This window comes from Pseudomonas sp. W5-36, assembly GCF_046540455.1.
Taxonomy (GTDB): Bacteria; Pseudomonadota; Gammaproteobacteria; order Pseudomonadales; family Pseudomonadaceae; genus Aquipseudomonas; species Aquipseudomonas graminis_B.
The window spans coordinates 43,874-59,631 of the sequence record NZ_JAXCIQ010000002.1; the positions used below are offsets into that span (position 1 = coordinate 43,874).

Annotated in this window: 11 protein-coding genes; all 11 read left to right on the forward strand. The window is 61.7% G+C overall.

Going from position 1 to position 15,758, the window contains the following annotated elements; all coding sequences use genetic code 11:
- The first annotated feature begins 435 nt into the window (after nucleotides 1-435).
- The 11 genes from SLW74_RS03115 (at nucleotide 436) to SLW74_RS03165 (ending at nucleotide 15,749) form a co-directional block, all read left to right on the forward strand.
- Nucleotides 436-1,383: a choline ABC transporter substrate-binding protein gene (locus SLW74_RS03115; RefSeq protein WP_410928113.1), complete on the forward strand. Its 948-nt coding sequence runs from the start codon at nucleotides 436-438 to the stop codon at nucleotides 1,381-1,383.
- Nucleotides 1,384-1,447: 64 nt separating this feature from the next.
- Nucleotides 1,448-2,296, forward strand: coding sequence for a choline ABC transporter permease subunit (gene choW, locus SLW74_RS03120; RefSeq protein ID WP_192131039.1), 849 nt, complete (start codon nucleotides 1,448-1,450; stop codon nucleotides 2,294-2,296).
- Nucleotides 2,293-3,474 carry a choline ABC transporter ATP-binding protein gene (gene choV / locus SLW74_RS03125; RefSeq protein WP_065987871.1) on the forward strand — a complete coding sequence of 394 codons (1,182 nt, stop codon included), beginning with the start codon at nucleotides 2,293-2,295 and terminating at the stop codon, nucleotides 3,472-3,474. The genes choW and choV overlap by 4 nt, the downstream gene beginning before the upstream one ends.
- A 198-nt stretch (nucleotides 3,475-3,672) precedes the next feature.
- Nucleotides 3,673-4,266 (forward strand): transcriptional regulator BetI, encoded by a 594-nt coding sequence (gene betI / locus SLW74_RS03130; protein ID WP_065987872.1) that lies wholly within the window; start codon nucleotides 3,673-3,675, stop codon nucleotides 4,264-4,266.
- A gap of 74 nt (nucleotides 4,267-4,340) precedes the next feature.
- Nucleotides 4,341-5,813: a betaine-aldehyde dehydrogenase gene (betB, locus tag SLW74_RS03135; protein WP_410928114.1), complete on the forward strand. Its 1,473-nt coding sequence runs from the start codon at nucleotides 4,341-4,343 to the stop codon at nucleotides 5,811-5,813.
- Between the two features lie 149 nt (nucleotides 5,814-5,962).
- On the forward strand, nucleotides 5,963-7,660 hold the full coding sequence (gene betA / locus SLW74_RS03140) for a choline dehydrogenase (protein WP_296315298.1): 1,698 nt from the start codon (nucleotides 5,963-5,965) through the stop codon (nucleotides 7,658-7,660).
- 817 nt (nucleotides 7,661-8,477) lie between these two features.
- A complete protein-coding gene (locus tag SLW74_RS03145; protein WP_410928115.1) occupies nucleotides 8,478-9,920 on the forward strand; it encodes a TldD/PmbA family protein in 1,443 nt (480 codons plus the stop codon).
- On the forward strand, nucleotides 9,920-11,245 hold the full coding sequence (locus SLW74_RS03150) for a TldD/PmbA family protein (RefSeq protein WP_410928350.1): 1,326 nt from the start codon (nucleotides 9,920-9,922) through the stop codon (nucleotides 11,243-11,245). Before SLW74_RS03145 ends, SLW74_RS03150 begins: the two co-directional genes overlap by 1 nt.
- 234 nt (nucleotides 11,246-11,479) lie before the next feature.
- Nucleotides 11,480-12,922, forward strand: a complete 1,443-nt coding sequence (mdtD, locus tag SLW74_RS03155) for a multidrug transporter subunit MdtD (RefSeq protein WP_192130963.1) — start codon at nucleotides 11,480-11,482, stop codon at nucleotides 12,920-12,922.
- An 86-nt stretch (nucleotides 12,923-13,008) separates the two neighbouring features.
- The gene (gene dbpA / locus SLW74_RS03160) at nucleotides 13,009-14,388 is read left to right on the forward strand and encodes an ATP-dependent RNA helicase DbpA (protein ID WP_083233000.1); all 1,380 of its coding nucleotides are present in this window, start codon (nucleotides 13,009-13,011) and stop codon (nucleotides 14,386-14,388) included.
- 182 nt (nucleotides 14,389-14,570) lie between these two features.
- Nucleotides 14,571-15,749 carry an NAD(P)/FAD-dependent oxidoreductase gene (locus SLW74_RS03165; protein ID WP_410928116.1) on the forward strand — a complete coding sequence of 393 codons (1,179 nt, stop codon included), beginning with the start codon at nucleotides 14,571-14,573 and terminating at the stop codon, nucleotides 15,747-15,749.
- Nucleotides 15,750-15,758 lie beyond the last annotated feature (9 nt).

Consider the following 15,758-nt stretch of genomic DNA (forward strand, 5'->3'; position numbering starts at 1 on the left):
CGGCCGGCGACGGAGCTGCTACGCTCAAGCAGCGATCCATCGAGATGGCGGCATCATCAGCCTTTTGTTTTACGAGGCGGCGTCTCACACCGACTCACCCATGCCCACCAACGTCGCGTCTGCTTTAACCGATACCTGAACACGATCGGCTGCCGATTCCGGCACTTTTTGCCGTATCGTCACTCTGCTTTTGTCCCGGGAATCATTCGGCGAGCAGGGAAAAAACCTGTAAGCGACGTCACTGATACTGGATACGACGCCCTGTGTACTGGATACGACGCCCCCTGTAGGCGTTTGTTTTTCCCTGTTACATGATCGTTGTCGACTCAATCGCCAGACGCAGTGATGGAGCTGTTTTCCCAACTTGACTCGCCGACACCAGAAAACGCATCAGCTGCGGTTGATGCCGAGAAGAAAACACCAAAGGAGTCCAACATGAAAGGTTCACAAAGGCTGTTGCTGGGCGTTGCGCTGAGTCTTCCTATCCTGGCCCAGGCCGCAGAGCCCGCCGCTTGCCAGATGGTCAATTTTTCCGATGTGGGCTGGACCGACATCACGGCGACCACCGCCGTCACCAGCGTCGTGCTGCAGTCGTTGGGCTACAAAACCAAAACCACGATGATTTCCGTGCCCGTGACCTACAAGTCGCTGGCCGATGGCAAGAACATGGACATCTTCCTCGGCAACTGGATGCCGACCATGGAAAACGACATCAAGGCCTACCGCGACGCCGGCACTGTCGAGACCGTCCGCGCCAACCTTGAGAACGCCAAGTACACCCTCGCCGTTCCCCAGGCGCTGTACGACAAGGGGCTTCACGACTTCGCCGACATCGTCAAATTCAAGAAAGAACTCGACGGCAAAATCTACGGCATCGAGCCGGGCAACGACGGCAACCGCCTGATCCAGAGCATGATCGACAAGAACGCCTTCGGCCTGAAAGACGCAGGCTTCAAGGTCGTCGAATCGAGCGAAGCCGGCATGTTGTCCCAGGTCGACCGCGCCTCGCGACGCAGCACCGACGTGGTGTTCCTCGGCTGGGAACCGCACCCGATGAACACCCGATTCAAGATCAAATACCTCACCGGCGGCGATGACTTCTTCGGCCCCGACTTCGGCAAAGCCACCGTCTACACCAACGTGCGCAAGGGCTACACCACCGAGTGCAGCAACGTCGGTCAGTTGTTGAAGAACCTGTCCTTCACCCTGCCAATGGAAAGCGCGCTGATGGGCAATATCCTCGACGAGAAGAAAAAGCCTGAAGTGGCCGCCAAAGCGTGGCTGAAGGCCAACCCTCAAGTACTCGACACCTGGCTGGCGGGTGTCACCACCGTGGACGGAAAACCTGGCCTGGAAGCCGCAAAAGCCGAGCTGACGAAGTAACTCGACAGGCAGGCGGGTACGCCCGCCTGTTGTCCTCTTTTCATCCCGCACGCGGACAACCGACATCATGCTGACTGATCATAAAATCCCTCTGGGCGAGTACATCGCCGGCTTCGTCGAATGGCTGACGCAGCACGGCGCCAGCACCTTCGACGCCATCGCTTCGTCACTGGAAACCATGATTCACGGCCTGACCGGCGGGCTGACCTGGTTCAACCCCTTCGTGCTGATCGGCCTGGTTGCCCTGCTTGCCCACTTCATTCAGCGCAAATGGGGCCTGACCGCATTTGTGATCATTTCCTTCCTGCTGATCCTCAATCTGGGGTACTGGCAGGAAACCATGGAGACCCTGGCGCAGGTGCTGTTCGCCACGGCGGTCTGCGTAGTGATCGGCGTGCCGCTGGGCATCATTGCCGCGCACAAGCCGATGTTCTACACCTGCATGCGACCCGTCCTCGACCTGATGCAGACGGTGCCTACGTTCGTTTACCTGATCCCGACCTTGACGCTGTTCGGCCTCGGCGTAGTACCGGGCCTGATTTCGACGGTGGTGTTCGCGATCGCTGCGCCGATCCGCCTGACCTACCTGGGCATCTGTGATGTCCCGCAAGAACTCCTCGACGCCGGCAAAGCTTTCGGCTGTTCGCGCCGTCAACTGCTCTCGCGCATCGAGCTGCCCCACGCCATGCCGAGCATCGCGGCCGGCATCACCCAGTGCATCATGCTGTCGCTGTCGATGGTGGTGATCGCCGCGCTGGTGGGCGCGGATGGCTTGGGCAAACCTGTGGTCAACGCACTGAACACTGCTGATATCGCTCTGGGCTTCGAAGCGGGCCTGGCGATCGTATTGCTGGCGATCATGCTCGACCGGATCTGCAAACAACCGGACGCCAAAGTGAGGACCGACGCATGAGCATCATCAAATTCGATCAGGTTGACGTCGTCTTCTCCAAAGACCCGCGTGAGGCACTCAAGCTGTTGGACCAGGGCCTTACGCGGGCCGAAATCCTCAAGAAAACCGGCCAGATCGTCGGCGTCGAAAAAGCCACGCTGGAGATCAACAAAGGCGAGATCTGCGTGCTGATGGGCCTGTCCGGCTCGGGCAAATCCAGCCTGCTGCGCTGCATCAACGGCCTGAACACGGTCAGCCGCGGTTCGCTGTTCGTCGAGCACGAAGGGCAGCAGATCAATATCGCTGCCTGCACCCCCGCCGAGCTGAAGATGATGCGCACCAAGCGCATCGCCATGGTGTTCCAGAAGTTCGCCCTGATGCCGTGGCTGACCGTGCGCGAGAACATCAGCTTCGGCCTGGAAATGCAGGGCCGCCCCGAGAAAGAGCGGCGCGCACTGGTGGACGAAAAGCTGGAGCTGGTCGGCCTGACCCAATGGCGCAACAAGAAGCCGGATGAGCTGTCAGGCGGCATGCAGCAGCGGGTCGGCCTGGCCCGCGCGCTGGCGATGGACGCTGACATTCTGCTGATGGACGAGCCGTTTTCGGCCCTTGATCCGCTGATCCGCCAAGGTTTGCAGGACGAACTGCTGGCGCTGCAGAAGAAGCTGAACAAGACCATCGTGTTCGTGAGTCACGACCTGGACGAAGCGCTCAAGCTCGGCACCCGCATCGCGATCATGAAGGACGGCCGGATCATTCAGTACAGCGTGCCGGAAGAGATCGTGCTCAATCCCGCCGACGAGTACGTGCGGACATTCGTCGCCCACACCAATCCGCTCAACGTGCTGTGCGGCCGGAGCCTGATGCGCCCGATCACCCAATGCACGCGCATCAACGGTTCTCAGGTCTGCCTGGACCCGAGCGACGACACGTGGATAGATCTCTCTGAAGGCAACGCCATCACCGGCGCCCACCAGCATGGCGCGACCCTTGATCTGCAAAGCTGGGAGCCGGGCCAGTCAGTGGAAAGCCTCGGCCGCAAACCGACCGTTGTCCACTCCGACATCGGCATGCGCGACGCCTTGCAGATCCGCTACCACACCGGCAACAAGCTCGTCTTGCAGGAGAACAACCAGTTGGTCGGCATCCTCGGCGACAGCGAGCTGTACCACGCATTGCTGGGCAAGAATCACGGCTGATTGCAGCTGCAAGCTTCAAGTTTCAAGCTGCAAGAAAAAGGCCGCCACGCCTCGACTCTTGCGGTTTGGAGCTTAAAGCTTGTGGCTGCCTTTCTGCGCCTGCAACTTTTTGTTGATTGAACGTTCAATTAAAAAGCTTTACAGTGAACGCCGTTTCCAGCCACCCACGATCACCCGGCAGATCAAGGAGCCCTACAGATGCCCAAGGTCGGTATGCAACCCATTCGGCGTCAACAGTTGATCCAGGCCACCCTTACGGCGGTCGATCAGGTGGGGATGGGCGATGCCAGCATTGCGCTGATCGCCAGACTGGCGGGGGTCTCCAACGGCATCATCAGTCACTACTTTCAGGACAAGAACGGCCTGATCGCCGCGACGATGCGCCACTTGATGAATGCGCTGATCGCCAGCGTCGCCGAACGGCGCCGGGCATTGAACGACGACAGCCCGCGGGCTCACCTGAAAGTGATCATCGAGGGCAACTTCGATGCCAGTCAGGTCAACGGTCCGGCGATGAAAACCTGGCTCGCCTTCTGGGCAACCAGCATGCATTCGCCCTCGCTGCACAGGTTGCAGCGGATCAATGATCACCGCCTGTATTCCAACCTCTGCTGCCAGTTCCGTCGCGTATTGCCGTTGGATGAAGCACGCAGCGCAGCCCGAGGGCTGGCGGCATTGATCGACGGATTGTGGCTGCGCGGCGCGCTGTCGGGCGACGCCTTCGACACCGAACAAGCGCAACGGATCGCCTACGAGTACATGGACTTTCAACTGGCAAAAGCGCCGAGCTGAAGCAGCCGGCATCACGACCAAGGCAGCGCACGGCGCACTCGGTCGTCACCCACCCAGATTACTGCGAGGATTTTATGGCCCGTTTCGAACTGCAAAAACTCTACATTGACGGCGGCTACGTGGACGCCAGCAGCAACGCGACCTTCGAGGCTATCAACCCAGCCAATGGCGAAGTCCTGGCCCAGGTCCAGCGCGCGACCCAAGAAGACGTCGAACGCGCTGTCGTCAGCGCTGAAAAGGGCCAGAAAATCTGGGCCGCCATGACCGCCATGGAGCGCTCGCGCATCCTGCGTCGTGCCGTCGACATCCTGCGTGAACGCAACGATGAGCTGGCCGAACTGGAAACCCTGGACACCGGCAAAGCGATCTCCGAAACCAAATACGTCGACATCGTCACCGGCGCCGACGTGCTGGAGTACTACGCCGGCCTGGTGCCCGCCATCGAAGGCGAGCAGATTCCGCTGCGTGACACTTCATTCGTCTACACCCGCCGCGAGCCGCTGGGCGTCACCGTCGGCATCGGCGCGTGGAACTACCCTATCCAGATTGCCCTGTGGAAGTCCGCCCCTGCGCTGGCAGCCGGCAACGCAATGATCTTCAAGCCAAGCGAAGTCACCTCGCTGACCACGCTGAAACTGGCAGAAATCTACACCGAAGCCGGCGTGCCGGACGGCGTGTTCAACGTGCTGACCGGCGCCGGCAGCGACGTCGGCAGCTGGCTGACCGAGCACCCGCGCATCGAGAAAATCTCTTTCACCGGCGGCGTGCAGACCGGCAAGAAAGTCATGGCCAGCGCCTCGAGCTCGTCGCTCAAGGAAGTGACCATGGAGCTGGGCGGCAAATCACCGCTGATCATTTTCGACGACGCCGATCTGGATCGCGCCGCTGACATCGCGATGATGGCCAACTTCTACAGCTCCGGTCAGGTCTGCACCAACGGCACTCGCGTGTTCGTGCCGAACGCCCTGAAAGCAGCCTTCGAAGCGAAAATCCTTGAGCGCGTCAAACGCATCCGCGTCGGGAATCCGCAGGACGACACCATCAACTTCGGCCCGCTGGTGAGCTTCGCGCACATGGAAAATGTGCTCGGCTACATCACCAAGGGCAAGGAAGAAGGCGCCCGCCTGCTGATCGGCGGCGATCGTCTGACCGAGGGTGAGCTGGGCAACGGCGCGTTCGTTGCGCCGACCGTGTTCACCGACTGCACCGATGAGATGACCATCGTCAAAGAGGAAATCTTTGGCCCGGTCATGAGCATCCTCAGCTACGAAACCGAAGAAGAAGTGATCCGCCGCGCCAACGACACCGAAATGGGTCTGGCTGCGGGCATCGTGACCAAAGACCTGAACCGCGCGCACCGCGTGATCCATCAACTGGAAGCCGGTATCTGCTGGATCAACGCCTGGGGCGAATCCGACGCGAAAATGCCGGTCGGTGGCTACAAGCAGTCGGGCGTGGGCCGCGAAAACGGCATCAGCTCGCTGGCGCAGTACACACGCATCAAGTCTGTGCAGGTTGAGCTGGGCGACTACGCGTCGGTGTTCTAGAAGCAGTTTTAAGCGGCAAGCGGCAAGCCTCAAGACAAAGCAACTGCAGTCCTGGTCTGCCGCTCACCCCATCAATCTCGCAGGCGCCGTCTCGCTGCTTTTTCTTGCAGCTTGAGGCTTGACGCTTGCAACTCCCAAGGAGATTTATCTTGGAATACGACTACATCATCATCGGCGCCGGCTCGGCCGGTAACACCCTCGCCGCCCGTCTCACCGAAGACGCAGGCGTCACCGTGCTGTTGCTTGAAGCCGGCGGCCCGGACTATCGCGCCGACTTCCGCACTCAGATGCCGGCCGCGCTCGCGTTCCCGCTGCAAGGCCGTCGCTACAACTGGGCCTACGAGACCGAGCCAGAGCCACACATGAACAACCGCCGTATGGAATGCGGTCGCGGCAAGGGCCTGGGTGGCTCGTCGCTGATCAACGGCATGTGCTACATCCGCGGCAACGCCATGGACTACGACGGCTGGGCAAAAAACCCGGGCCTGGAAGACTGGTCTTACCTCGATTGCCTGCCGTACTTCCGCAAGGCCGAAACCCGCGACATCGGCCCTAACGACTACCACGGTGGCGAAGGCCCGGTCAGCGTGACCACGCCTAAAGCGGGCAACAATCCGCTGTTCGCCGCGATGGTCGAAGCAGGCGTGCAAGCCGGTTATCCGCGCACCGACGACCTCAACGGTTATCAGCAGGAAGGTTTCGGCCCGATGGACCGCACCGTCACGCCGTTCGGCCGTCGCGCCAGCACCGCCCGTGGCTATCTGGACGAAGCGAAGAAGCGCTCGACCCTGACCATCGTCACTCACGCGCTGACCGACCGGATTCTGTTCGACAACAAGCGCGCCGTCGGCGTGGCCTACATGGTGGGCGACAGCGACACCCGCATCGAAGCCCGCGCTCGCAAGGAAGTCCTGCTGTGTGGCGGCGCCATTGCTTCGCCACAGATCCTGCAGCGTTCCGGCGTTGGCCCTGCACCGCTGCTGAAGAAGCTCGACATTCCGGTCGTTCACGACCTGCCGGGCGTTGGCGAAAACCTGCAAGACCACCTGGAAATGTATTTGCAGTACGCGTGCAAAGAGCCGGTCTCGTTGTACCCGTCGCTGCTGTGGTGGAACCAGCCGGCCATCGGTGCCGAGTGGATGTTCCTCGGTAAAGGGATCGGCGCCAGCAACCAGTTCGAAGCGGGCGGTTTCATTCGTTCGCGCGAGGAATTCGAGTGGCCGAACATTCAGTACCACTTCCTGCCGGTCGCGATTAACTACAACGGCAGCAAGGGCGTGCAAGAGCACGGTTTCCAGGCGCACGTCGGCTCGATGCGTTCGCCAAGCCGTGGTCGCGTGCAGCTGAAATCGAAGAACCCGCGTGAATACCCGAGCATTCTTTTCAACTACATGGCGTCCGAGCAGGACTGGCAGGAATTCCGCGACGGCATTCGCCTGACCCGCGAGATCATGCAGCAGCCAGCGCTGGACCAATACCGTGGCCGCGAAATCAGCCCGGGCATCGACGTGCAGAGCGACGAGCAGCTGGACACGTTTATCCGTGAGCATGCCGAGACTGCGTATCACCCATCCTGCTCGTGCAAGATGGGCACCGATGAAATGGCTGTCGTCGATGGCGAGGGCCGCGTGCACGGGATGGAAGGGCTGCGCGTGGTGGATGCGTCGATCATGCCGCTGATCACCACCGGCAACCTCAACGCACCGACGATCATGATGGCCGAGAAAATCGCCGACAAGATCCGTGGCCGCGCCCCGCTGCCGCGCAGCACCGCCGATTACTACGTCGCCGGCGACGCGCCCGTGCGTGGCAAGCCGATGCGTGAAGTGGGCCCGTTGGCGCAGTAACAGGCGCGACGTGGGCATATGTCAGTCCCACTAACGGCGCGCAGTGCGTCAGTAGGACCGGCTTCAGCCGGGAAGGGGCCAGTGGATACACCCTCGATTTTGCGGTGTGACACATTGCGCATTCCCGGCTAAAGCCGGTCCCACAATGGTCGTGCGCTGTGTCAGTGGGACCGGCTTCAGCCGGGAAGAGGCCAGTGGCTACACCCTCGATCTTTGCGGTGTGACACATGGCGCATTCCCGGCTAAAGCCGGTCCCACAATGGTCGTGCGCTGTGTCAGTGGGACCGGCTTTAGCCGGGAAGGGGCAAGTGGATACACCCTCGATTTTGCGGCGTGACACCTGACGAATTCCCGGCTAAAGCCGGTCCCACAATGGTCGTGCGCTGTGTCAGTAGGACCGGCTTCAGCCGGGAAGAGGCCAGTGGGTACACCCTCCATTTTGCGGTGTGACACCTGACGCATTCCCGGCTGAAGCCGGTCCCACAATGGTCGTGCGCTGTGTCAGTGGGACCGGCTTCAGCCGGGAAGAGGCCGGTGGATACACCCTCGATTTTGCGGTGTGACACATGGCGCATTCCCGGCTAAAGCCGGTCCCACAATGGTCAAGCGCTGTGTCAGTAGGACCGGCTTCAGCCGGGAAGGGGCCGGTGGCTACACCCTCGATTTTACGGTGTGACACCTGACGCATTCCCGGCTAAAGCCGGTCCCACAATGAGCACGCGCCGTGTCCGTGTCATCCATCCCTCCCCCGCTGCAGTGATCATCCGCGCTATGATTCGGGCCGTTGCCTGTCCGAATCGCCAAGGAGCCTTCCTGCATGTTCGACTTTTCCGCTCAGCTCAAGCAGCGGTTCGCCGCTCTGCAGAGCAGCGCCCCGTTTTTCTCCCTGCGTTACGTCAAACAGACCAGCCAGCATTTGTCGGTGCGCAAGAACGTTGCCGAGCCGCCACAATTAAGCATCGACGAAGGCGCGATGCTCACCGTGCGCGTCAACGGCGTCGAAGCCTATGCGGCCACCAACGACATTTCCCGGCGCGGGCTTCAATCGGCGCTGGAACAGGCGGAGATTCAAGCGCGGCAACTGGCCCCGCATTCCCTCCTCGACCTGCACGACCACGCTGTCGCCACCGCCCGTGCCGATTACCTCTCGCCCAACCTGCAGAACGCGTTTCCATCGCTCAGTGATTGCTACGCCCTGCTCAATGCCGAATCCGCGTCGGTGCCCAGGGACGAACGCCTGGTCAACTGGCAGGTGAGCCTGGGGCTTGAGAACGTCGAGCAGATCTACCTCAACAACGCCGGCGCCGAGATTCGCCAGGCCCAGCGCTTCGTCTTCCCCGGCCTGACCGTCACGGCTTACGACGGCCAGGACAGCCAGACCCGCAGCCTCGGTCGCGAGAACTTCGGCCAGCAGGGGGGCGCGGAAGTCATCGCGTCCTGCGGGATCATTGGCGCCGCAGTCAACGTCGCCGATCAGGCGCTGCAACTGGTCATGGCGCCGAACACGCCCACCGGGCCGCGCGATCTGCTGCTGACGCCCGACCAGATGACCCTGCAAATCCACGAATCCATCGGCCACCCGCTGGAGCTGGACCGCATCCTCGGCGATGAGCGCAATTACGCCGGCACCAGCTTCGTCAAAGCCAGTGACTTCGGCAGCCTGCAATACGGCTCAAGCCTGCTCAACGTGACCTTCGACCCGGAGATCCCCGAGCAACTGGCGAGCTACGGCTTTGATGACGATGGCACGCCGGCGAGCAAGCAATTCCTGATCAAGGACGGCGTACTGGTGAGGCCGCTGGGCGGCGCGCTGTCGCAATACCGCAGCGGTATGGAAGGCGTCGCCAACAGCCGCGCGTCGAGCTGGAACCGCGCGCCCATCGACCGCATGGCCAACCTCAACATCGAGCCGGGCGACAAGTCGATGGCGCAGCTCATTGGCGACACCGAGCACGGCATTTTGATGAGTACCAATCGCTCATGGTCGATCGACGACGCTCGCAACAAATTCCAGTTCGGCTGCGAGTGGGGTCAGTTGATCGAGAACGGCGAACTCAAGGGCGTGGTGAAGAACCCGAACTACCGCGCGATCTCTGCCCAGTTCTGGCGCAACCTCAGCGCGGTCGGCGACGCCAGCACCTTCAAGGTCCTTGGCACACCCAACTGTGGCAAAGGCGAGCCCAATCAAGTGATCCGCGTGGGCCATGCCTCGCCCGCTTGCGTGTTCGCGAGCGTTGATGTTTTCGGAGGTGACGCATGATGTCCCATCAAGCGCAATTCAAGGCCCTGGCCGAGTGGCTGCACGGCGCAGTCACCGCGGACGAGCGCTATACCTTGAGCTACGACGCCGAAGCGTCGGACTTTATCCGCTTCAACCACGCCAAAGTGCGTCAGGCCGGCCGCGTGCAGCAGGCCAGCGTGACGTTCAAGCTGATCGCCGCAGGCCGTCACGCCAACCTTAACCTCACGCTGTCAGGCGACGGCGAGGTGGATCAGCAACGCCTGAGCGAAGCCCTGCTTCAGTTACGGGAAACCCTGACGCTGTTGCCGGAAGACCCGTATCTGCAACTGAACGACGAGGCGTGGCAGAGCAGCAACGTGCAGGAGACGCCGTTGCCGGACAGCGCCCATGTCGTCGAGCAGATCGCGCAACTGGGCGAGGGGCTGGATCTGGTCGGCATCTACGCGGCCGGGCCGATCTATCGCGGCTTCGCCAGTTCCAGCGGTGCGCTGGGCTGGCATCAGGCCAACAGCTTCAATGTCGACTGGAGCCTGTTCCACGAGAACGGCCAGGCGGTGAAAGCCAACTACGCCGGCCACACCTGGACCGACGACGGCTTTGCACGGCGCTTCGCCCTGGCCCGTGAGCAATTGACGTTTCTTGGACGCCCGGCCCACGTCCTCGCGCCCGGGCAATACCGCGCCTATCTGGCGCCTGCCGCGCTGGAAGAAGTGATGGGCATGCTGTGCTGGGGTGGATTCTCTGCGCAGTCGCTGGCCGACAAGACCAGCCCCTTGCAGCGGCTGTACGACGGCCAATCCACGTTGAGCCCGTTGGTGAGCCTGAACGAGCAGGTCAGCGGCTCGTTGTCCCCTGCGTTTTCCGGCGAGGGTTATCCGCGCATGGACCTGTCGCTGGTGGCCGAAGGCGTGGCCCGGGATCGCATGATCGACTCGCGCAGCGCCGCCGAATACGGCCTTGTGGCCAACGGCGCGGGCTGGGGCGAGTCGCCAAGCGCGCTCAGCATGGACGGCGGTTCACTGGCGCTGGATGACGTATTGAAAGCGCTGGGCACGGGCCTGTACATCAGCAACCTGTGGTACCTGAATTTCTCGGATCGCACCGCCGGGCGCATCACCGGAATGACGCGCTTCGCCACGTTCTGGGTGGAAGACGGGCAGATCAAGGCACCGGTCAACACCATGCGCTTCGACGACAGTCTCTTCAGCCTGCTGGGCACGGCACTGGAACAACTGACCACAGAAAGGGAACTCCTGCTGTCGACGAGCACCTACAGTCAGCGCCAGACCGCCTCGAATCTGCTGCCGGGCGCGCTGCTGAGTGGGTTGACGTTGACGCTGTAAGGCGTGGCATTGCCTTCCGCAGGAGCGAGCTTGCTCGCAAATGCTGGCGATAGAGACGCAGCGGATGCAAGGGCCTCTTCGTGAGCAAGCTCACCCCCACAGGGATTGTGTTTGCTGCGAGACAGCGCGTCGTCTGGACGACGGGATATCTCCCACCGAGATCGTGCTTCAAGCAGTTACATCCGAGAAATAATCAGCCTGCTACCAGAAACCCAACAAGGACCCTCGATCCACATGCCGACCTCAACACCGCAGCTGGACGCCCGCACCCTGCGCTGGATGCCATGGGTCATTGCCATCGCCTTTTTCATGCAAAGCCTGGACGGCACGATCCTCAACACCGCGCTGCCTTCCATGGCCGGCTCGCTGGCGGAAAACCCGCTGCGCATGCAGTCGGTGATCATCGCTTACATGCTGACCATCGCCCTGCTGATTCCAGCGTCGGGCTGGATTTCCGACCGTTTCGGCATCAAGCGCATCTTCTTCAGCGCCATCCTGCTGTTCAGCTTCGGCTCGTTGCTGTGCGCGGTGTCCAACTCCCTCGGCATGCTGGTGGGCGCACGGGTGATTCAGGGCCTCGGCGGTGCGTTGATGATGCCGGTCGGCCGGCTCATCGTGCTGCGCGCCTATCCCCGAACCGAGCTGGTGCGCACCTTGAGCTTCATCACCATGCCCGCCCTGCTTGGCCCGCTGATGGGCCCGACGGTCGGCGGCTGGCTGGTGGAATACCTGAGCTGGCACTGGATCTTCCTGATCAACCTGCCGGTGGGGATTCTCGGCTGCTTCGCCGTGCGTAAGTTCATCCCCGATCTCCAAGGCGGCGGACGCACGCGCTTCGATCTGGCGGGGTTTGGGCTGTTTGGCGCCTCGATGGTGCTGATCACGATTGCCATGGAAGGGCTTGGCGAACTGAACCTCCCGCACTTGCGTGTGGTGATGCTGCTGTTTGGCGGCATGGCGTGTCTGGCGGCGTACTGGTTGCGCGCCAGTCACGTGGAAGCGCCATTGTTCTCTGCTCGGCTGTTCAAAACCCGCAGTTTTGCGGTGGGCATCATGGGCAATCTGTTTGCCCGACTGGGCAGCGGCGCCCTGCCGTTCCTACTGCCGCTGATGCTGCAAGTCGCCCTGGGTTACTCGCCTTCTCACGCCGGTATGAGCATGATTCCCCTGGCCCTTGCGGCGATGTTCGCCAAGCCGCTGGCAACCAAAGCTATCGAGCGATTGGGTTATCGCATCGTGCTGACCGGTAACACGCTGCTGCTGGGTATTCTGCTGGCGAGCATGGCGCTGGTCAGTGCCGACACGCCGTACTGGCTGCTGCTGATTCATCTGGCGTTTCTGGGCGGGGTGAACTCGCTGCAGTTCTCGGCGATGAACGCGGTGACGCTGATCGATCTCGATGACGCCAGTGCCGCCAGCGGCAACAGTCTGCTGTCAGTAGTTGCGCAGTTGTCCCTGAGTCTCGGCGTCGCCTGTGCGGCGGCGTTGCTCGGCGGGTTCAGCGACGACGTGGCCACGGGCGACGTCAGCGACGTACTCGGCGCGTTTCAACTGACCTTCCTGTGCGTCGGCGTGCTGGCGATGCTGGCGGCGTCGATCTTCCTGCAGCTGTCGCCCCGCATGGCCCCCGAAGCACCGGCGCGCAAACCGCAACCAGAGCCCGAGATCGAGGCGTGATTCACTCACCATTTATCGCGCGCGCCCCCAAGGCGGGGGCCGCGACCTGATACACTGCGCGACATTTTGTTTTGCAGGCCCGTCCCGTGACTAACACCGCTTTTAACTCACTGCCCCTTTCCGCCGCCATGCTGGCTAACCTGGAGTCCCTTGGTTATGCCGAGATGACGCCGATTCAGGCGCAGAGCCTGCCGGTGATCGTCAAGGGGATGGACCTGATTGCGCAGGCCAAGACAGGCTCCGGCAAGACCGCTGCATTCGGCATCGGCCTGCTCAATCCGATCAATCCGCGCTACTTCGGCTGCCAGGCCTTGGTGCTCTGCCCAACCCGCGAGCTGGCCGACCAGGTGGCCAAGGAAATCCGTCGTCTGGCGCGTTCCGAAGACAACATCAAAGTCCTCACCCTCTGCGGCGGCGTGTCGTTCGGCCCGCAAATCGGCTCGCTGGAGCACGGCGCGCACATCATCGTCGGCACGCCGGGTCGCATTCAGCAGCATCTGCGCAAGGGTTCGCTGGTACTGGACGGCCTGAACACGCTGGTGCTGGACGAAGCCGACCGCATGCTCGACATGGGTTTCTACGACGCCATCGCCGACATCATCGAGCAGACGCCCAAGCGTCGCCAGACTCTGCTGTTCTCGGCCACTTATCCGGTCGGCATCAAGCAGCTGTCCTCGAAATTCATGCGTGACCCGCAGACCGTCAAGGTCGAAGCGCTCCACGCCGACAGCCAGATCGAACAGATCTTCTACGAAATCTCCCCCGAGCAACGCCTCGAAGCGGTGGTCCGTGTGCTCGATCATTTCCGTCCGCAGTCCTGCGTGGCGTTCTGCTTCACCAAGCAGCAGGTTCAGGAAGTGGTCGATCACCTGACCGCCAAAGGCATATCCGCTGTCGGTCTGCATGGCGATCTGGAACAGCGTGATCGCGATCAGGTGCTGGCGATGTTCGCCAACCGCAGCACCTCGGTGCTGGTGGCCACCGACGTCGCCGCGCGCGGTCTGGACATCGATGGTCTGGACATGGTGCTCAACGTCGAATTGGCGCGGGATTCGGAAATCCACATCCACCGCGTCGGCCGTACCGGTCGTGCGGGTGAGACCGGCATCGCCGTCAGCCTCGTTGCTCCCGGCGAAAGCCAGCGCGCCCGCGCCGTTGAAGAGCTGCAGAAAGCGCCGCTCAACTGGCAGCAGTACGACCAACTGGAGCGCAAGGAAGGCGGCAAGCTGCTGCCGCCGATGACGACGCTGTGCATCGGTTCCGGCCGCAAAGACAAACTGCGCCCTGGCGACATTCTGGGCGCGCTGACCGGCGAAGCAGGTATTCCCGGCACTCAGGTGGGCAAGATCGCGATCTTTGATTTCCAGGCCTACGTCGCCGTGGAACGCAGCATGGCCAAGCAGGCACTGGAGCGTTTGAACAACGGCAAGATCAAGGGCAAATCCTTGCGCGTGCGGATTTTGTAAGCACCCGCAATACCGCATCACGCCCATTCGCGAGCAAGCTCGCTCCCACGGAGACCCCGCGAACCAGCGGGGGTGGAGTTCACCTACAAGTGAGCGACATCATGACTCCCTGTGGGAGCGAGCTTGCTCGCGAAGGCGTCAGCGCAACTTACATAGATCAATAGCTGTTAGAGGACACCGCTTTGCCCGTTACTGACGTTGTGATCATCGGCGCCGGCGCCGCAGGTTTGATGTGTGCATTCACGGCCGCCCAGCGCGGGCGCAAGGTCATGCTGATCGACCACGCCAACAAGCCGGGCAAGAAAATCCTCATGTCGGGCGGCGGGCGCTGCAACTTCACCAACCTGTACACCGAGCCCGCCAACTTCCTCTCGCAGAACCCGCATTTCTGCAAATCGGCGCTGGCCCGCTATACCCAGTGGGATTTCATCGAACTGGTGGGCAAGCACGGCGTGCCGTACCACGAGAAGAAACTCGGCCAGCTGTTCTGCGACAACAAGTCCAGCGACATCCTCAATCTGCTGCTCGCCGAATGCGACACCGCTGGCGTGAGCCTGCACATGGACACCTCGGTGCAGAGTATCGAGAAAGCCGACAGCGGTTATCTGCTGAAAACCACTCTGGGCGAACTCCGTTGCGAGTCGCTGGTGATTGCCACGGGCGGCCTGTCGATTCCAACGCTGGGGGCGACCGGTTTCGGTTATCAGGTCGGCAAGCAATTCGGCCATACGCTGTTGCCTACCCGGGCGGGCCTGGTGCCGTTCACCATCACCGATCAGTTGAAAGAGCTGTGCACCGAGCTGACCGGCACGTCGGTCGACTGCCTGGTGAGCTGTAACGACGTCAGCTTTCGCGAAAACATCCTGTTCACCCACCGCGGTCTGAGTGGGCCGGCGATTCTGCAGATCTCGTCTTTCTGGCAGCCGGGCGACACGGTGGAAATCAACCTGATGCCCGACCACGACGCCCCCAGCTGGCTGACCGAGCAACAGGCCGAACGCCCGAACAGTGAACTGAAAACGCTGCTCGGCGAGATTTTCACCAAGAAAATGGCCAACCTGATTGCAGAGCAGTGGTTCGTGTCCAAGCCGATGAAGCAGTACACCCACGCCGAACTGGCCGACATCGCCACCAAACTGGCGAGCTGGCAGGTGGTACCGGCGGGCACCGAAGGGTATCGCACGGCGGAAGTGACACTGGGCGGCATCGACACCCGTGAAGTGTCGTCGAAGACCATGGAATCCCTTAAATCGCCGGGCCTCTACTTCGTCGGCGAGGTGCTGGATGTCAGTGGGCATCTGGGCGGTTTCAACTTCCAGTGGGCCTGGGCGTCAGCGTATGCGGCGGCGCAATTCGTCTGACACTTATCA